Genomic DNA, 19,468 nt, shown 5'->3' with positions numbered 1-19,468 from the left:
CCTCAGGATTCAGGATTCAGGATTCAGGATTCAGAATAAAGAAACGAGGAAGGCGGAACGATGAACGATGAACAATTCAATCATTCTTGCAGTTCATCCTTCATCGTTCATACTTCATACTTCGTCTTATTCTGACTTCCGGCTTCTGACTCCTGACTTCTTTTTTTCATTCTTTCAACTACTACTTCGGTTTTTACGCCGCGCGAACCTTTGACGAGGATGAGGTCTGAGGCTCGCGCCTGGGTTGCTAAAAATTCTCCGGCTTCGGCGGGTGTTGCAAAAAAACGCGCCGCTGTTGCTGCCATTCCCGCAGCCCGCGCGCCTTCGATTAACTGTTCAGCGAGTCCGCGAACTCCCAAAAGTAAATCCACTCCAAGCGCCGCAATTTTTTGCCCGACTTCAAAATGTAGTTCTGCTCCGCGTTCGCCGAGTTCGAGCATTTCACCGGCAACGACAATTTTTCGTGAGTAGCCTTGCGTTGCACAAAGTGTCGTCACCATTTCAATCAACGCGCGCGGATTGGAATTATAGGAATCGTCAATCACCGTGTAGCCTTCGGCAAAACGTAACACTTCGCCGCGCATCTTCGGCGCGGTGATTGCCGCAAATGCCGCAGCGATTTTTTCCAGTGGGACTTGATAAAAATCGCCGACCGTTGCTGCGGCAAGCGCATTGTAGAGATTGTGCTTGCCGACAAGCGCCAGCCGCGTGTTGATTTCGCCGCCTGGTGTGACGAGTAAAAATTCTGTGCCACTGAGACCATCCGATTTAATATCTTTCGCCATCACATCGGCTTTTTGTTCAATGCCATAAGTGCGAACCCGAAGGTCATCGCGCAACGCGCGCATCCGCGCAACGCGCGAGTCGTCCATATTCAATAGTGCTGCGCCGCCCGCTTTCGTGCCTTGCACCAGTTCGGCTTTGGCATTTGCAATGGCGTCGATGGAATCGAAAAATTCCAGATGCACGGCGGCGACATTGGTGATGACTACAGCATCGGGTGGCGCAATGTGTGTGAGTTCCGCGAGTTCGCCCGCGTGATTCATGCCCATCTCGAACACGCCGAAATCGAAATCATCGGCGTGCTGTCCATCGCTTTCCATCTTGAGTATCGAAAGCGGCAGACCAATCGCGTTATTGAAATTGCCCTGGGTTTTAATGACCTGACCGACCTCAGAAAGCACCGCTGCGATTAAATCTTTGGTGGTGGTTTTGCCGGCGCTTCCGGTAACCGCGACCAACTGCCCGCGCCAGTTGGTGACCAGGTGATTTGCCAGCGTCTGCAATGCCGCGAGCGTATCGTCAACGAATATCAACAATCCTGAATCCTGAATCCTGAATCCCGAATCCCTGTTGATTACCGCAGCGATTGCGCCTTTTTGTAAAACCTCGGCGACGAAATTATGACCGTCGTGATTTTCGCCTTTGATGGCAAAGAATAAATCGCCTGCGCGAATGGTGCGCGAATCAATCGAATAACCGAGCGGTTCTTGTGCGGTAAATTTTTCAGCGACCGTTTCATCATTTAGGTTCGCGTTTATACTTTTTATTATTTCGCTGAGTTTCATTCGGTAATCTTTAAATGCCAGAGGTGTTGTAATCATCACCCGCCCGCTATTGCAGGCGGTACTGACAAGGTTTAGTTTTTCAACCGTTGTTGCAGGGCTTGGCGCGCAACTTCCAGGTCGCTGAAATGAATCGTCTGGTCTTTGAGGATTTGATAATCTTCGTGACCTTTACCGGCAATGACGACCAAATCGCCATCGCGCGCTTCATTTACGGCTGCGAAAATCGCTTTGCGGCGGTCAGCGAGTTTTTCGTAAGGCTTGCCCGCTTTCTCTAAACCGACTTCAATGTCCGCGATAATCGCCAGCGGGTCTTCGCTGCGCGGATTATCGGAAGTCACTATCACCACATCGCTCAAGCGGGCGGCGACTTCGCCCATAATCGGGCGTTTGGTTTTATCCCGGTCGCCGCCGCAGCCGAAAACCGTGATGACGCGACCCCTATTGCCGACCACTTCACGCGCCGTTTGCAAAACATTTTTCAATGCGTCATCAGTGTGCGCGTAATCGACGATGACTGCAAACCCAAGTTGGGTGGTTTCTTCTAAACCCACCTGTTCAAATCGCCCGGCTACGGTTTGGCAATTCACGATACCTGCGGCAATCGCCCGCAAATCAAATCCCAGAGCCATTCCTGTGGCGATGCTTGCCAGAATATTGTAAACGTGCGGACGCCCGACAAGCGTAGATTCAATATTGATTTGCCCTGTGGGAGTGGTGACGATGAAGGACAATCCGTTGGCGCTCAAATTGAATTCATCGGTTCGCACATCAGCATTTTCGCTGAAACCATAAGTGATGATTTTGCCTTTTGCGGTGTGCAAAAGTTTGCGCCCATACTCATCATCAATATTAATTACCGAAGCTCTGGGCGTAAGTCCCAACGCGCCATTGAATAATTTTTCTTTGGCGGCGAAATAACTTTCCATGGTTTTGTGGTAATCGAGATGGTCGCGGGTGAGATTGGTAAACACCGCAGCGGCAAGTTGCAAATGGTCTGCGCGATGCAACTCGATGGCATGTGAAGAAATTTCCATGACCGCCGATTGACAGTTGGCATCTACGGCTTGCGCGAGCATTCGTTGAATATCTGCGGCTTCGGGCGTCGTATGTTTCGCGGTTTCGCTGTAATCGCCGATGCGATGTTTGATGGTGCCAAACATCGCCGAGGTGATTTCAGCAGCGCGAATGATGGAATCGACCAGATGCGCAGTGGTGGTTTTGCCATTGGTTCCGGTGATGCCTACGACTTTGATTTTTTGTGAAGGGAAATCATAAACCGCAGCGGCAGCAGCAGCGAGCGCCACGCGGGCATTCGCAACTTGAATCCATGCCGGAGCGATGGCATTGGCATCGGCGGGTTGTTCGGAAATGACTGCGACTGCGCCTTGTTCGACAACTTGTGGGATGAAATTATGGGCGTCGATTTTTTCGCCGCGAATCGCTACAAAAACCGTTCCTGTGGTGCAGGCGCGAGAATCGCGCGTAACGTTTGTGGCTTCGGCTTCAAGGTTGCCGGTTGCGGCGATGGCGTTTATCTGTTTGGCTAATTCGATTAATTTCACGTGGTTTTTCTGGGCTTTTCGGTAATTTTTAGTTTCTATAAAAACGCCAATAGAGCAAACCCGGCGTTTGCTCTATCAGTCGCTTGAATTTTGTTTAAATGGTTCATCGTGTTTTGGCGACGGCGCGAGAGGCGCTTTTATTCGGTTGTTTGTTTGGCGGACTCGCAGCCGGTTTCGTTTGCGCTTTTACGGTCGGCGATTTGTTTTTATTCGATGGCGTCCGACTGTTTTTATCCGCCGCTTTCGTCAGTTGAACGCGACAGATGGCTGCGCGACTGACATAACTTCCGGCGGGCGGACTTTGCGAAGTGATGAGTCCTTCGCCGCTCGCCTGAATTTTCAAGCCGCGAGTTGACGCCATCGCCATCGCTTCACGAAGACCTCGCCCGCGCATATCCGGGACGACGATGGTATCACGGCTGGCGGGTTTGTCTTTATTGGTTTTGTTGATTTCAGTTTTCACAACCTCGGCATTGGAAGCCATCTCCGGCGATTTGGTTGGCGCAGGCTCAGAAATTTCTTCACCGGTGGTATTTTCTGCAACTACCGGCACATTGCCTGCGGACATCTGATTGATGTCATAGGTCTGGTAATTGCCTGCGACAAATTTTGCTGCCGGGTCGTTTTCAGGCGAGATGCCTAATACATTGAGCGCGTGAGAAATGGCGCGCGCGAAAATTGGCGCGGCGACTTCGCCACCGTGATGCTCGCCAAGCGGTTCATCAATCGAAACGATGCAAACGATTTCGGGATTGGCGACCGGCGCAAACCCTGCAAACGACGCGACATATTTTTCATTGGAATAACGCCCGTTTTTGCCAACTTTTTGTGCGGTGCCGGTTTTTCCGGCGACGCTGTAACCTTCCAGTTGGGCAGCCCGTGCGGTGCCGCGCAGCACCACACCTTCAAGCATGAATTTCAAGGTTTCAGCCGTCTGTTGGCTGATGACTCTGCGAGTTTCGATTTGCGGTTCGCTGATAATTGCGCCCGATGCGTCAGTGATGCTTTGCACAAGATGCGGCTGCACCCAAACGCCGCCGTTGGCAATGCAGGCAAATGCTGCGACCGCCTGCACAGCGGTGACGCCGATTTCATGTCCCATTGGAATCGAGCCAATGGATGTCGCATTCCATTTCTTCACATCACGAATGGCGCCTCTTGATTCGGCAGGCAGTTCGACATTGGTTTTTTTGCCGAAACCGAAAGCGTCAATGTAATGCGCCAGTCGTTCATTGCCCAATTGTTGCCCGATTTTGATGGCAGCGACATTCGAGGATTTTGCCAGAGCCTGCGCGGCGCTTAACTCGCCATAATTATTATCGTGAATGACGCGACCAGCGATGGTGATTTGTCCATTGCCGCAGTAGATGCGAGTATCCGGGCGGATCAGCTTTTCTTCGAGGGCGCCTGCATAAGGGACGATTTTGAAAATCGAACCCGGCTCGAAATAGGTTTCAACCGCGCGATTCCGCCGGTCTTCGGCATCGGAGCTGGCAAGTTTATTTGGGTCAAATGTCGGATAGCTTGCCATCGCCAGAATTTCGCCGGTCTGCGGTCGCATCATCACCAGCGTCCCACCTTTGGCGCGACTTTTGCGGATGCCCTCGGCAAGCGCAATCTCCGCATAATGCTGAACCATTGCATCAATGGTTAATTTGATATTCGCGCCGGGAATCGATTCTTCGATGTTGTGTGAATAAGACCGCTTTAAAGCATCGCGATTGATAACCAGACGTCCATCCTGTCCGCGAATCTGTTTATCGTAAAACCGCTCGATGCCGCTTAACCCGTTTTCATCAACATCAACGAAACCGAGTATGTGGGCAGCGGTTTGCCCGTTCAGATAAAAGCGCTTGCGTTCGGGGATGAATTGCAAGCCGTTGAGATTCAGTGCCTCAAGTTGGCTGACTTCCGTGTCATTCAGATTGCGTTTAATGACCACGAGCGCATTGTCTGCGGATTTCAGACGTTTAAAAATATCATCGGTCTCTTTGTTTAAAATTTTACCGAGCCGCGCAGCAACCGGTTTGAGGTCGCCGACCAGACTCGGATTGACATACAGCGATTTGACTTCGGACGTACAGGCAAGTTCCGTATCATTACGGTCTAAAATTTTGCCGCGCGTCGGGGTGATGGCTACCGAAATGCGTTGTTGTCGATCAGCGCGGGCGCTGAGAAAGTTGTAATCTTTGACCTGCAACCAGACTAAACGGGCGCAGATAGCGATGAGCCAGAATGCCAGAAAACTATGAACGATTTTGCTTCTTCTCTCGGAAGTTTTGGTAGCGGATAACATCTTCAGACCTCTACGTGATTTTTCTGTTTCAGTACATGATTAGGGGATTTCGAGGTTTGCAAATATTTTTAAAAGGCAGAGCGAATCGATTAATTGATCGGTCTGCGAATTTGTGATGCCTGAGATTGCGGTCGTATCAATCCAAGCTTGAGCGCGCGCCTCTCCATTTCTATCGGCGAGGTGATGCGTTTGTATTCAAGTTCCAGAACGCTCTGTTTTTCTTCGAGTTTTTCCTCTTTTTTACGGAGTTTTTCGCCTTTGAAACCGAGCGAAACGGCTTCAAAATGTTGTTGCGCGCTGATCACAAAACCGCAACAAATTAAAACTCCTACAATTGTAAAGACCGTAAACCAGACAAACGCGCGGTTGCTCACTGGTCTTTTTATACTCGAATTGTTTATTGGCTTATGCGGAATGAAACGACTGGTCATACTTCTTTTGCCTCAATGTGAAGTAAGGTAGAGAACTTTCAGAGTCGTATGAAATGACCGGAGTAGTCCAGGTATTCCTCAACCTGAAAAGTTTTCCTGCGTACCAACTTGATTTTAGGGCTTAAAGAAAAAATTCAGCCTAGAGGCGTTCGCATACGCGAAGTGAAGCACTGCGAGAACGCGGATTGCGCATGATTTCGACATCATCGGGGCGTATGGGCTTGCGGGTCAGGATACGCACCCGCAAACTTGCGCCACAAACTTTGCACAACACCGCGTCTTTCGATTTTTCAATCGCTTGCCTCTCCGTCGCCAGCCTGTGAAGTTTATCTTCACACAAACACCGACCGGATTCGCGTTGAAAACTCCGTTTGACGATGCGGTCTTCCAGCGAATGGAACGAAATAATCGCAAGCCGCCCGCCGCTGGCTAAAAGCGAAATGGAAGAAGGGATGAAGTTCTCCAGAACAGTTAATTCATTATTGACGGCAATGCGCAGTGCCTGAAAGGTGCGCGTTGCCGGATGAATGCGCCAGTGACCTTTTATATTTAAGGCGCGAATCGTTAAATCCGCCAGTTGCCTGGTGGTAACGATTGGCTCACGCGCACGTTCCTTGACAATGCGACGGGCAATCTTTCTTGCGCCGCGCTCTTCGCCATATTCAAATATCAAATCCGCCAGTTCCGCTTCGGATAATTCGGCAAGCAAATCGGCGGCGGTTCGCGGTTCACGTCTATCCATTCGCATATCAAGCGGGGCATCGGCGGCAAAACTGAACCCACGCTCCCCGCTATCGAACTGCAATGATGAGACGCCCAAATCCGCGAGCAGTCCTTGAACCGCTTCAATGCCGAAATTTCTTAAAACCTCTGCAACCTCTTTAAAGTTTGCATGCGCGAAACGCACCCGGTCGCCGAATTCGGCTAAACGCTGGCGGGCAATTTCGAGTGCTTCGGCGTCCTGATCCAACCCGATGACCTGGGTTTGCGCTGATGCTTCAAGGATGGCGCGTGTGTGACCGCCAAGTCCTAACGTGCAATCAACGAAGCAGCCAGCGGTTTCGGGCTTGAGCCACTCGACAATCTCTTTCAGTAAAACCGGCTCATGGGAGTAGCTCATTTTTGCTCTTCATTGAGGCGACACCAAAAACTTTTTACACTTAAAGTGTAGCTTTAAGAAATTCCTGCATATTATTGTTTTCAAAAGTACCTACGCCGTGGTTTGGTATGGTACGCCTTCCCTAAAAGGGTGTCAACAAGAAAATTCCAATCAATAACGCATCCGTTTTATTGAGTGAAGTTTAGCGCAAGGCGCAAATTCCATATCTAGGCATTTAGCTGAGCAAAACTACTATATATTGTGACTTTGCTGCGAGATGGCTTAAAAAATCGGGTTTGAAAAAATTTTATTGGAGTTTCAATTCTTCTTTTGTCTGGCGTGAGTGTGTTATAGTGCCCGACTTTCACCAATAGAGGGGAATCAGCGAATGGGCACTGCCCTGATTGTGATTATTTACGGACTGACGGCGGCGGCGGCTAATCTGCTCGGCGGATTTTTTGTTTCCTCAAGACGCCTGGGGCAAACCACCCTGCGCTATTTAATCGCGCTTGGCGCGGGATTTATGCTGGCAGCGGTCTTTTTAAAAATCGTTCCCGAAACGATTGCGATTTGGGAAGGGCAGGCGGCGCAACCGATGATCTTTTTAATGGTTGGCTACCTGCTGATTCAACTGTTTGAACACACCATCGCGCCGCATTTTCATTTCGGCGAAGAGGTGCATCACGATGCCATGCTTGAGCACCACGCGGCGCTCGCAGGGGTTGCGGCGCTGATGATTCACGCCTTTTTTGATGGCGTTTCGATTGCTGCCGCGGCGCTCGTGAATACCCAGCTCGGCGTGCTGATTTTCATCGCCATTTTACTGCACAAATTGCCCGAAGGGTTTACGGTGGCTTCGATGATGCTGGCGTCGAAACGTTCGTCGCGCAGCGCTTTGATGGCGGCGCTTTCCATTGGCATCGCAACTTTCGCAGGCGTGGCGCTGGTGTTGTTATTTCATCAGGTGGCGGTTTATTCGCATCCGCTGTCGTCCTATTTTTTGCCCTTGTCGGCGGGCGTAACGCTTTATGTAGCAGCCTCGGATTTGATTCCTGAAGTCAATAAAGAAGAAGGCGCGACCACCTCGCTGATTGTCTTTGCCGGTGTGGCAATGCTCTATCTGGTTGAGTTGCTGCTTGAGGCGTTTCATTTGAACCATTAAGCAAAAGCCGCAATTTTATTACCTGTTTTGGGGAGTTGAGAGAAAAATATTGACTCGCCATTTCCTTGACCCTAAGATAGAAAACGTCCATTTAGGTAGTACCCCCTAGTTTTAACCAATTGCTTGCAGACATTTTGAAAGCTTTCTCAAACTAAAAAGTTGGTCGCAAGCTTTAAAGATGTTATTCAAGTTCTAATCGGGCATTCCCCGAATCAGTAACCCTGAACTTCGATGCGAGGCAGTTATGCAGTTTAAGCAGTCTTTTCTTTCCGCTATTATCATCCTGTCCTTATGCGCTTCGTTCGTCTATGCCAATTCCACAGACACCGGCATCGGTTATACCCTGCAAGTTGCTGCCTTTCCCGAAACCGCAGAAGCGGAAGCTGAAAATTTTGTTACTAAACTCGCAGAAGCTGGAGAGCAGCCTATCTGGGGCAAAGTTGAATTACCGGGACGCGGTAACTGGGTGCGGGTTTTCATCGGAACATTTAAAACCCAAAGTGAAGCGCGCCAGTACGGCGAACAATTGGTCGGGCGACGCTTGATTAAAGAATTTCTCATCAAAAAATCGAGCGAAATTAAATCTTTAAGCCGTCCGCGTACGGTGATTCGCAAAGATGCCAGCAATCGCGCACCCCGCCAAATCAACCTCGCAGAAACCACTCCTGATCTGGATTTGGGTGAAGCGACAACCGGTAAACGCAATCTGCCGCAGGTCATCGCCCGAAAGCCTTCTGAATTGCCGCAGCAGCCTCTGCGCCCGCCGCCCAATGAAGTTGCGGCGAGGCCGCCAACTGCTGGTCACTCGCCTAAATCTGTGTCAGACCCCGAGACTGCTCCCACCCCTAATCAACCATCAAATCAACGTCAGGACAAGCCAACAACCCTCAGTAAATCTCTGTCCGGTCGCAAGGCGCAAATTCAGTCTGTCAGTTCAAAGATGCCCTCGGGTGATTACTCATCTGCCTCGCGTACCAATATCTCTTTAGCCAATCAACTGCTGAGCGGACGATTTGCGCTTGATTTGCCCAATCGAGCGGGTAAAAAAACTTTACTCCATTTGTCACCCACCCTTGACCCGACAATCGTTCCACGCGCCGATGCCGTGCGGGTGGCTTTGAACCTGTTGATGACGCAAGCCGCGCCATCCACAACCTCTCGGCAAGGTGGTTTATGGTTAGGTGGAGACACCCAGGACGGGTTGGCGCGGTTAGGGTGGATTTTAGGTGAGGACGCAGATTTGATTTCGCTTGATGATAACCATCAGGTTCTTTTGAATACTGCAAAATTAGCCAAATCAGCGGGCGTTGAAGCGGCAAAGGATGCCGATGCGCCGCTGCGCGTACTCAATTATATTCTTGAGAACGAAGGGTTATTGTTGATGGTGCAACTGACGCAAAGCGCCCATCGCTACCAGCTTTTTATCGGCAAGCAGGTAATGACCTTTGGGGGGTGGGTCAAACTTAGCGGCAGCATCAATCTGGATAATAATTTTGACCGGCGCATTAACCCGCATCGGCGCAATCACAAAAAACTCGATATTGAACGCCCGCCCGATGGCTTTGACAGTTTAGTGGCGATTAACGCGGTGGCGCGATGGTTCAATTTACACACCAATAAATTTGTGCCGGATGGCAATATTACCTTTCATGAACTGGCAGAGGCTTATGCCAAAGTCGAACTTGGCTTTGAGTATTTGTCGGATGTAGAGATGCCCGGCGCGCATCAGATGGCGCTTGAACGGGAAGTTCAATTAAAGAAACAACGCCCGAATGGCGCACTGGTGCTGACCCTGGGGTCCAATCGGGTCTTGAAATCGGATGAAGACTGGAAACAGTTTGCCGCCGAACAGAACGGCGAGCGCCAGCAGGAGGACTAAAAACCTGCCGCTATTTGACTTTACAGCTTTTTAATCGGTGTGGTAAGTTCTCTGGGTTCAAGAGAACAAAATTTTGTGAATTAGGAGAGGTAGTAATAGTGGCGTTAGCTAAAGAAGCTAAAATAGAGATTATCGGAAATTACAAAACGCATGATTCAGACACAGGCTCGCCCGAAGTGCAAGTAGCCTTGTTGACTCAACGCATCAATGAATTGACAGAACACTTCAAAACCCACGTCAAAGACAACCATTCACGACGCGGTTTATTGAAACTGGTCAGCCAAAGACGTCGCTTACTCGATTATTTGCGACGCAACGATGTTGAGCGATATAGACAACTCATCAGTCGTTTAGGAATAAGAAAATAGGACAGCAACCACCAAGAGGTCAGCGCAACTCCCACACGTCGGGTGCGGCGCAACCTCTTGTCTTTGGTTTGCCCGAAATTCCAAAGGCGTTTTTCCAAAACGCCGGTCTGTCGTCGCATCTCGGCGATGGCGTTAAACAATCGCAACGATTCGAGCATTTTGGTTTTGCATAGAAGGTCACGAGAGCTTTTAGACGAACAGCCGGCTCATCGTGACTTTTCGTTTTTATAGCGAACCGATTTATCTGAATTTATCCACTGATTGCTACATCATTGAAAATAACCCATGAATACTATGAGCGCGTTAAGTGAGGAATCATTCCTGAATCCCAAGGATTCGTTTGAATAACGCGCAGCGGATAGGGAAGGAAAATAAATATGTTTTTGAAAGAGTCAATACAACTCGGAGGCGTAGAGTTTTCGATAGAGACCGGAAAGATTGCCAAACAAGCGGATGGCGCGGTTATCGTGCGCTATGGCGACACCATGATTTTGGTTGCCGCCGTCGGTTCCACCCCAAAAGATGTCGATTTTTTCCCGCTTACAGTTGAGTACAGAGAATATGGTTATGCCGCAGGACGCATTCCCGGCAACTACTTCAAACGCGAAGGCCGACCATCGGAGCGAGAAACCTTGGTTTCTCGCTTGATTGATCGCCCGCTTCGCCCCTTGTTTACCGAAGGCTATCGCAGCGATACGCAAGTCGTCGCTTCGGTAATTTCGGCTGATGAAATGTATGACGCCGACGTGTTATCAATCACCGGCGCATCGGCAGCGCTTTATCTTTCCGATATTCCATTTGAAACGCCGGTGGCAGGGGTTCGCGTCGGTCTTTTAGGTGACCGGTTTGTGGTCAATCCCAGTTACGAGCAGGGGCGCGAATCGGCACTCAATTTAGTGGTTGCCGGTTCCGAAGAAGCCATCGTGATGGTCGAAGCCGGTGCCCGGGAAGTTACCGAAGAGGTAATGGTCGAAGCCTTACTTTTCGGACATAACGAAATTAAAAAGCTTTGCCGTTTGCAAAGAGAGATGTATGCCAAACTCGGCATCACCAAACGTGAAGTCGTGAAGCCCGAAATTGACCAGGACATGGCTCAGTCCATTGCCGAAAGCATCACCGAAGAGTTACGTGATGCGCTCGACACCGGAAAACATGAAAAACGAGAAAGCTATGCGCTGGTCGATGCCTTAAAAGAGCGCGTGGTTTCCGGCTATCCCGAAGAAGAGCCTGACAAACGCAAAATGGCGGGCGCGATTTTCACTGAGTTGAAAGAGCGCGTCTTTCGCGATGACATTCTCAATCACAAACATCGTCCTGACGGTCGTCGCTTTTCGGAAATTCGCCCGATTTCCATTGAAGTCGGTTGGATTCCACGCGCTCACGGTTCGGCGCTGTTTACGCGCGGCGAAACTCAGGCAATCGTCACCACTACGCTTGGCACCGGTGAAGACATTCAATACCTCGATGATTTGGAAAAGGGCGAAATCAAACGCCGCTTTTTGCTGGCTTATAATTTCCCGCCTTATTCCGTCGGGGAAACCGGACGTTTCGGTTCACCCGGTCGTCGCGAAGTCGGGCACGGGGCGCTGGCGCGTCGCGCTCTGGAACCGATGATGCCCGAAGAAAAGGATTTCCCTTACGTCGTGCGCATCGTTTCCGACATCACCGAATCGAATGGTTCGAGTTCGATGGCATCGGTTTGCGGTGGCACCCTGTCGTTACTTGATGCCGGCGTGCCGCTCAAATCGCCGGTTGCCGGTGTAGCGATGGGGCTGGTGATGGAAGGCAATAAATACGCGATTCTCACGGACATCGCCGGGGCAGAAGACCACTACGGCGATATGGATTTCAAAGTTTGCGGCACACGAACCGGCATCACCGCTTTGCAGATGGATATAAAGGTCACGGGACTCAACGCGCAGATTCTCGCTTATGCGTTGGAGCAGGCGCGTGCCGGAAGACTTTACATCCTCGACAAAATGGAAGCAGTAATTGCCGAACCGCGAGCCGAAATCAGCCAGTATGCGCCGCGCATTCTGACCATTCAAATTCCTGTTGATAAGATTCGCGACGTCATTGGCACCGGCGGCAAAGTGATTCGCAGCATCGTTGATAAGACCGGTTGCAAGATTGATGTCGCAGACGATGGCACGGTGAAAATCGCTTCGGCGAATTTGGAAAAAGCCGAAGAAGCCCTTGGCATCATTCAAGGACTCACGGCGGTTCCCGAAGTCGGCAAAACTTATCTGGGCACGGTGCAGCGCATTGCCGATTTCGGCGCGTTTGTGGAAATTTTGCCGGGCACGGATGGTTTGCTGCACGTTTCCGAAATTGCCGATTATCGCGTGCGTGATGTGCGCGATGTACTCAGCGAAGGTCAGCAATTGCTTGTCAAAGTCATCAATGTCGAACCGACCGGCAAGATTCGGCTGTCACGCCGCGCCGTTTTGGAAGAAGAAGGCGGCGGGCAAGCGCCGGAAGAAGTACCGGAAGAGCCGGGCGATGATGTCGGCAATCGCGATGAAAATCGTCCGCCACGTCGCGACAAAGACCGTGGTCGTCCGCATCGCTCAAGCGGCGGAGGCGGAGGCGGTAATCGCGACCGTCGTCGTCGTTAATGCGAATTGACGGATCAAAAATAAACGGCGTGTCTTGATTAAAAGACACGCCGTTTGTCTTTGATGTCAACAAATTGTTGTTCAGTGATTTCGGTCAATCATAAAACATATTGGGCTAAACATTAGCCACGACCAGGGCTGCAGTAACCGGCAGCGAAAAGATAAATTTGCTGCCGAGATTTTCTTTACTTTCAACACTGATATTGCCGCCGTGTTTGGCAATGATGCCGTAACTGATGGATAATCCCAACCCCATTCCTTTGCCGACCGGTCGCGTGGTGAAAAATGGTTCAAATACTTTGTTTAAATTTTCTCCCGGAATCCCTGCGCCGGTATCTTCGATAGAGACTTCTATACGCGGTTGTCCGCCATTGAGTTTAAGTTCGGTTGTAATGGTCAGGAGTTTTTTTCCGCTCACGGTTTGTAGTGCCTGTTCCGCATTGATGAGAACATTCAAAAATGCGCGCTCCAGTTGTTGCGCATCGGCTTTGATTTCGGGAAGCGTTCCGGGTTCAAAACGAACTTCAATGCCTTGCGGTTGCAAAGCGTCTTTTCGTAATTCCAGCGCGACATTGAGCAATTCATTGATATTCACATTCGAGAAAATCATCCGGGATTCCCCAACAAAGGCAAACAGATTTTGTACGATGGTTCGGCTGCGCGTCGCTTCCTGATTAATGATTTCGATTCTTTTGCGGGTTTGTTTATCCAAATCGTTTTTGGCAAGCAACAATTGCGCAAAGCCAAGGATAGAAGAGAGCGGATTATTGAGTTCGTGTGCTGTGCCCGACAGAAAGCGCCCGACGGCTGCGAGTTTTTCGACCTGCGCCAGTTGCGCCTCCAGGCGTTTGGGTTCGGTGATGTCGCGCAGCACTACCAACTTGCCGCTCAATTTGCCGCGTTTATCATGAATGAGCGAATGTTTGACATCATAAAAAGTTTCTTTGCGACAGATTTCATTGTGCGACGAATCGGAATCGAGGTCATAGGCAATGAAATCGGTAAATGGCAAACCGATAACTTCGGAAGCCGGTTGGTCGAGAATTTTTTGCGCCGCAGGGTTGAGGTCAATGATGCGCCCGCCGGTATCGAGTACAATAATGCCATCCTGTAATTCTTCAATCACCGTTTCATAAGCAATCGGAATAATATCCAGAAGATGAAAGCGGAAAATACCAAGCGCCATCGCAATGCCGGCGACCGTAAACGCCGGAGGAGTTAAATCGAGATGATGGAGCGGCGCAATTTGCAGGATATAAACAATATTGGCGCACCAGGGCGTCAAAGCTCCAAGTAACAGAACTAAAGCCTGTTTGCGATAAACCTGATTCGCTTTGACGAACAGGTTGAAAATCAGAAAAACGCCCGCTCCCAGTAAGGTGTAGGAATAAATCACGTAGATTTTGAACCATACCCCGTAGTCTTTAAGCACGCGCGGAAACAATCCTTCAGTTGTCAGAGAGATGTTTTTTCTGATGAGTTCATGGTGCGGGTTGGTCCAAGCCAGCACGATGGTAATTGCCGGAAGCAGGCAAAGCAGCAGAAGATGTTTGGTATTGATGTAGCTTGCCCGCCCGGTGTATTGCAAAGCGAAAACTATCCAGGCGACGGGAATCGTCGTTGCGCCGAAATACTGAACGTTTGCCCAGAAAATTTTTTCAGCAAGCGTCAGGCTGATGACTTCAATGCCATTGGCAAATGACCAGATAAAGACGCCGATGGCAAAGGCGATAAAAGGAACCGCGCCACGAGTTCGGCGTCGCTTCCACCCATAGAGGAACAACCAGACCGCAACGGCTGCGGATAAAAAGTATAGAAGAGAAAAATGATTATACTGCCAGTTCATTCAACCTACCCATTTAAACCCACTGGTTCAATATACCGATATTGATTTCCTGTTTTATTACGCAAACGTAAATGAAGAAAGTTGTAAGGGGAAATGCGGTGTCAGTATAAAACAAAACCCTGAAATTTTCAGCAGTTTTAACGCTGTTTTTAAGTCAATGGAGAGCGTTAGAGCGCGGCAACCTTTGCCGGGAAAGCTAACCCCCTGCCAAAAAGATAGCCTTGGGATTGAGCGGATACCCTTCGTTCAATCTATTCAATCCCAAGGCTATTTTTCAACGCTTGCTGGTGAGCGGTTTATTTACTGACGATGCCTTTGCCTTGAACAATGGTGAATACCTTATCGCATCCGTCAATCTTGACGATTTCGGATTTGCCATTCGCCCATTTGATTTCCAATTTGTCGATTTTGGTCGCCTGTCCCAATCCGAAATGCAATCGCTGGTCATTGGTCGAAGCGAAACTCGCGCCGCTCAACACATCCTGACGCTGGCGCATATTGCCGGTCGTCACATAAGCAATCGAGCCGGTCGCATCGCGCGGGGTTTTTTGCGTCGTATCGCCAACCAATTTGAAAGTCACCCAGTGACCGGCATTCTTCAACACATTTTTCAATACCGCCGGGTGTGAATCGACGCAGTTAATCACCGCATCAATTCTGCCATCGTCATCCAAATCACCGATGCCTAGTCCGCGACCCTGATAAGCCTGTGCCAAAGCGGAATTCGGAGCCGCGCCGACGCGCGCGAATTTGCCGTTGCTGAGATTGCGAAACAGCAGCGGTTGCTGTGCCCAACTCGTTCCCCATTGCTGTTTATCGACATTCGGATAGACGTGACCATTGGCGATGAATACATCTTTCCAACCGTCATTGTCATAATCCAGAAAGTTGGTGCCCCAGCCTAAAAACGGAAAGGTCAATTCGCCGTGACCGGCTTGGAAGGTCACATCGATGAAATTGCCATCGCCATCATTGTGATAGAGAGTGTTTGAATCATCGGAAAAATTGGTGATGTAAAAATCAACCAAGCCATCATTATCATAATCGCCGACGCCCAAACCCATTCCTGCCTGTTCGCGCCCGTTTTCATTGAGCGCAATGCCTGACGGATAACCGACCTCTTCAAATGTGCCATCGCCTTTATTGAGGTAAAGCAGTTTCGGGGTTGAGTCGTTGACGACAATCAAATCAAGCAAATCATCTTCATTGATATGCAAGAAGGCTGATGAGAAGCCATAGTATTTATCTTTGTCCTGCACCCCCGCTTTGACGCTCACATCTTCAAAGGTGCCGTCGGCTTTTTGATGATAGAGCGTATCGCCTTCGCCTTTGAGTCCGCGCGGACCGCATAACACAGGAATGCCGCGAAATTGGCAGAAATTCTGCGCCACGCCACCGGGCTTCGCCGCTTCACTGGGATTTGGCGGCAAGCTATTCATATCGAAATCGAGGTAGCCGGGCACGAATAAATCCAGCCGCCCATCCTTGTCATAATCGCCCCAGGTAGCGCCGGCGCTCCAGCCTTTGCGCGCCACGCCGAGTTTTTCCGCGACATCTGTAAAAGTGCCGTTGCCGTTGTTGTGATAGAGTCGCGACACGCCCCAGTTGCCGATGAATAAATCCTGAAAGCCATCATTGTCATAATCGCCGACCGCCACCCCAAAGCCCCAACGTTCATTAGCGACGCCGGCTTTGTCGGTGACGTCTTCAAATTTCCAGTTGCCGAGATTGCGATAGAGCGCGGCGCGCGGAGCTTTCTCTTTGCCTTTTTCGGCTTCAAAGGTCGAACCGTTCAAGACGTAGATGTCAGGCAAGCCGTCATTATCGAAATCGAAAATCGCCGCGCCGCCTGGTGGGGCTTCGACGATGTAATCTTTTTGCGGATTGCCACTGCGATGTTTGAACGCCGCAAGCGGCGTTTGTGCCGTCACATCTTCAAAGACCACGGGCGCTTTGGCATCGGTAATTCCGACGGTGCGTTTCGAGGCATAAGTTTTCGCCACACCGGTTGAAACGCCGCCCATACCTTGTTTGGGCGGTTCCTGTTTCGGCGCAGTCTTTTGTTGCGTGAATGCCGAAGCGGAAATCATCGCTGATGCAAGAAGCACAGTAATGAATCGAATAATCAAAGCTTGTTTGTTAAACATAATGATAAATCTCAAAAATGAATTTGCAGCTATAGCCGCGAAAAGAGGTCATTAACGCCCACTTATTTTGTCAGAATTTCTTCAACCTTTCTATTGGCGATGCGATTTTCTTTACGTCGTTCACGCCAGCCTGCGATGAAGTAAACCGTGTGGATGACGAATGCCGTAATCAGCATCATCCGTTTGAGCATCGAAGATGACTTTTCAGGTTCGCTATCTAAAACGATGAGCAATCCCACAAGAAACATAAAGATGAGCGAAACCGTGAAACAAAATTCAGTTCTGGTTATGCGGTTATCAATGTTCACGATCAACCCTCCCGGACAATTTACGGTCAGTCTCTTTTATTTGGTGATAGCGGTCAATTGCGGGATTTTCTATCAACTGGGGTTGCCCGCTTGGCCATTTGATTTCGATATTTTTCACGCCGGTTGCCGCGCCCAAACCGATAATCAGGCGCGCATCATTAGACGATAAATAACTGCCGCTCGTCGTTATATCAAAAATGCGTTTGCGCCCGCTCGCTTCCGTAACCGTCACACGCGAACCGAGTCCTTGCCGATTCGATTTCGTGCCGATTAAAGCCAATCCAAGCCAGTGATTTTTCGTGCCGTTGTTGCGCAACACCAGCGGCGCGCTGTCGAGCGTGCCCATCACCACATCAACATCGCCGTCGTTATCCAGGTCTCCGAAAGCTGCGCCGCGCGCCGCAATCGCTACAGCGAAACTCGCGCCTGCGGAACCCGACACGCTGACGAAATTTTTGCCGGTGTTTCGCAAAAACAAGGGCGGCTGTTTGTATTTCAAATAACTCGAAGTCTTTTCGATGGTATCAAGCACATGGCTTTGCGCCACAAAAATGTCGCGCCAGCCATCGTTATCCAAATCCACGAACCGTGCCCCCCAACCGGAATTGAGCAAGGTGATTTGTCCGACGCCCGACGTGTTGGTCTCGTAAGTGAACGTGTGGTCGCCATTGTTTTCATAGAGCGGATAGGTTTCATTCGAGAGCGCCGTCATAAAAATATCGACGCTGCCATCTTCATTATAATCCGCCGCATCGACGCCCATCCCCGCGAAGGTTTTGCCGTTTTCGTCGTAAGCCACGCCTGCCGGAAGCGCGATGTCTTCAAAGGTCCCGTCACCATTATTTTTATAAAGCGACTGGCGGACGCTATCGTTAGCGACCAGAATATCCGTCCAACCATCGTTATCGAAATCGGCAAACACCACGCCCAACCCTTTGCCGCCCGGTTCACCGATCTTTGATTTCGCGCTTACGTCCTCAAACGTCCCATCGGCTTTTTGATGATAGAGAATATTCGGCAGGCTTTTGAAATTGTCGGGATGACAATAAGCGCGAAAGCCCGGTCGCATGTCGCCACAATAGAGCGTACCTAAATCGAAATCCCAGACCACGTAACGACAGACGAATAAATCAAGTCGTCCGTCTTTGTCATAATCGAGCCAGCCTGCCGAAGTAGACCAGCCGGAAGCGGCTACCAGAGCCGATTTCGTGACATCCGTAAAAGTGCCGTTGCCATTGTTGCGATATAAAATGTTGGCTCCGTAACCGGTGACATACATATCTGCGAAACCATCGTTGTCATAATCGCCTACGCTTACACCCATCGAATAGCCTTCGCCTTTGACGCCTGCGCGTTCGGTTACGTCTTCAAATGTGCCGTCGCTTTTTTGATGATAGAGGCGATTCCAGAATTTCGCATCGCGTTTATCGGGGCGCGCATCTTTTGCCATCTGGTCGGTGAGCAATGCGCCGTTGGCGAAAAATAAATCCATTCGCCCGTCATTGTCATAATCAAACAGAGCAACGCCGCCGCCCATGGTTTCGAGTAAATATTTCTGCGCGGTCTGTGATGCCGCATGTTTGAACGCGAGTCCGCATTGCCTAGTCATATCGGTGAAGGTGACGGGCGATGGCGCTTCGGGAACCGGCGCGCTCTGGCGCTTGGGTGGTTCAGCCGTGCTGTAAGATTTTCCGGTTTGTGGTTTGGGATTTTGCTGGGCAACAACCTCAGAAGGCAAAAGGCAAAAGACAAAAGACAAAAGGCAAACGGCAAACGAAATGATGACCGATAAAAGCGAGCTACAAAGTTTCATGCTTGATTTAAATGTGCGTGATTTATTGAGCGAGTATTTTGAAATGCTTTGTCGCGAATATCAAGTGGGTTTGGCAAGCGGTTTTGTCTTAGCTCATTGAATTGCGACTGCGGGGCATTGGGCAACTGGCAACTTTGGGTTAATCAATTGCTCACCAATCAGAGGTAAAAGTTTATCTTCGGCTTGGGCGGATAACCTTCAGGTGATTGGCTTCTCCGGTTTCACTTTTTACTTTTGCCTTTTGACTTAACCTGAGTATTGAGTTGAAAAAGTTGAAAGGGATGTTTTGAACCGTAGTTGATAAAATCATTTTGCCAAATTCAATTACGGAGGACATCCCTGATGCCATCTATGATACACCAATTGACCAC

Annotated in this window: 15 protein-coding genes; 5 read left to right on the top strand and 10 right to left on the bottom strand. The window is 49.9% G+C overall.

What is annotated here, in order from left to right:
* Positions 1–107: 107 nt before the first annotated feature.
* From murF to rsmH, 5 genes are all read right to left on the bottom strand, one after another.
* Positions 108–1,604 carry a UDP-N-acetylmuramoyl-tripeptide--D-alanyl-D-alanine ligase gene (gene murF, locus AB1757_27905; protein MEW6130887.1) on the bottom strand — a complete coding sequence of 499 codons (1,497 nt, stop codon included), beginning with the start codon at positions 1,602–1,604 and terminating at the stop codon, positions 108–110.
* 35 nt (positions 1,605–1,639) lie between these two features.
* Positions 1,640–3,130, bottom strand: coding sequence for a UDP-N-acetylmuramoyl-L-alanyl-D-glutamate--2,6-diaminopimelate ligase (locus AB1757_27900; GenBank protein MEW6130886.1), 1,491 nt, complete (start codon positions 3,128–3,130; stop codon positions 1,640–1,642).
* Positions 3,131–3,233: 103 nt separating this feature from the next.
* Entirely contained in the window at positions 3,234–5,426 is a 2,193-nt protein-coding gene (locus tag AB1757_27895) for a penicillin-binding protein (protein MEW6130885.1), read from the bottom strand.
* A gap of 89 nt (positions 5,427–5,515) precedes the next feature.
* Complete coding sequence (locus tag AB1757_27890) at positions 5,516–5,731, bottom strand: hypothetical protein (GenBank protein ID MEW6130884.1); 216 nt, start codon at positions 5,729–5,731, stop codon at positions 5,516–5,518.
* 265 nt (positions 5,732–5,996) lie between these two features.
* Positions 5,997–6,977, bottom strand: coding sequence for a 16S rRNA (cytosine(1402)-N(4))-methyltransferase RsmH (gene rsmH, locus AB1757_27885; GenBank protein MEW6130883.1), 981 nt, complete (start codon positions 6,975–6,977; stop codon positions 5,997–5,999).
* Positions 6,978–7,344: 367 nt separating this feature from the next.
* On the opposite strand from rsmH, the gene AB1757_27880 reads away from it, so the two are divergent.
* The 3 genes from AB1757_27880 to rpsO all read left to right on the top strand — a co-directional run bounded on the left by AB1757_27880 (position 7,345) and on the right by rpsO (position 10,365).
* A complete protein-coding gene (locus tag AB1757_27880) occupies positions 7,345–8,118 on the top strand; it encodes a ZIP family metal transporter (GenBank protein MEW6130882.1) in 774 nt (257 codons plus the stop codon).
* Between the two features lie 244 nt (positions 8,119–8,362).
* The gene (locus AB1757_27875) at positions 8,363–9,997 is read left to right on the top strand and encodes an SPOR domain-containing protein (GenBank protein ID MEW6130881.1); all 1,635 of its coding nucleotides are present in this window, start codon (positions 8,363–8,365) and stop codon (positions 9,995–9,997) included.
* A gap of 98 nt (positions 9,998–10,095) precedes the next feature.
* A complete protein-coding gene (gene rpsO, locus AB1757_27870; protein MEW6130880.1) occupies positions 10,096–10,365 on the top strand; it encodes a 30S ribosomal protein S15 in 270 nt (89 codons plus the stop codon).
* Here rpsO and AB1757_27865 read toward each other — a convergent pair.
* Positions 10,299–10,523: a hypothetical protein gene (locus tag AB1757_27865; protein ID MEW6130879.1), complete on the bottom strand. Its 225-nt coding sequence runs from the start codon at positions 10,521–10,523 to the stop codon at positions 10,299–10,301. The genes rpsO and AB1757_27865 overlap by 67 nt on opposite strands.
* A 219-nt stretch (positions 10,524–10,742) precedes the next feature.
* Between AB1757_27865 and pnp the strand changes: the two genes are divergently transcribed.
* Entirely contained in the window at positions 10,743–12,983 is a 2,241-nt protein-coding gene (gene pnp, locus AB1757_27860; GenBank protein MEW6130878.1) for a polyribonucleotide nucleotidyltransferase, read from the top strand.
* Between the two features lie 115 nt (positions 12,984–13,098).
* Here pnp and AB1757_27855 read toward each other — a convergent pair whose 3' ends face one another.
* From AB1757_27855 to AB1757_27840, 4 genes are all read right to left on the bottom strand, one after another.
* Positions 13,099–14,829 carry a histidine kinase N-terminal 7TM domain-containing protein gene (locus AB1757_27855; protein ID MEW6130877.1) on the bottom strand — a complete coding sequence of 577 codons (1,731 nt, stop codon included), beginning with the start codon at positions 14,827–14,829 and terminating at the stop codon, positions 13,099–13,101.
* Positions 14,830–15,125: 296 nt separating this feature from the next.
* Positions 15,126–16,976 (bottom strand): CRTAC1 family protein, encoded by a 1,851-nt coding sequence (locus AB1757_27850; protein ID MEW6130876.1) that lies wholly within the window; start codon positions 16,974–16,976, stop codon positions 15,126–15,128.
* A 62-nt stretch (positions 16,977–17,038) separates the two neighbouring features.
* On the bottom strand, positions 17,039–17,284 hold the full coding sequence (locus AB1757_27845; protein MEW6130875.1) for a hypothetical protein: 246 nt from the start codon (positions 17,282–17,284) through the stop codon (positions 17,039–17,041).
* A complete protein-coding gene (locus tag AB1757_27840) occupies positions 17,274–19,022 on the bottom strand; it encodes a CRTAC1 family protein (protein ID MEW6130874.1) in 1,749 nt (582 codons plus the stop codon). Before AB1757_27840 ends, AB1757_27845 begins: the two co-directional genes overlap by 11 nt.
* Positions 19,023–19,062: 40 nt before the next feature.
* On the opposite strand from AB1757_27840, the gene AB1757_27835 reads away from it, so the two are divergent.
* On the top strand, positions 19,063–19,197 hold the full coding sequence (locus tag AB1757_27835) for a hypothetical protein (protein MEW6130873.1): 135 nt from the start codon (positions 19,063–19,065) through the stop codon (positions 19,195–19,197).
* Positions 19,198–19,468: the final 271 nt, after the last annotated feature.

The sequence above is a fragment of the Acidobacteriota bacterium genome (assembly GCA_040754075.1).
Lineage (GTDB): Bacteria > Acidobacteriota > Blastocatellia > UBA7656 > UBA7656 > JBFMDH01.
The sequence above is the reverse complement of the archived record's forward strand: the minus strand, read 5'-3'. Positions and strand labels throughout refer to the sequence as shown.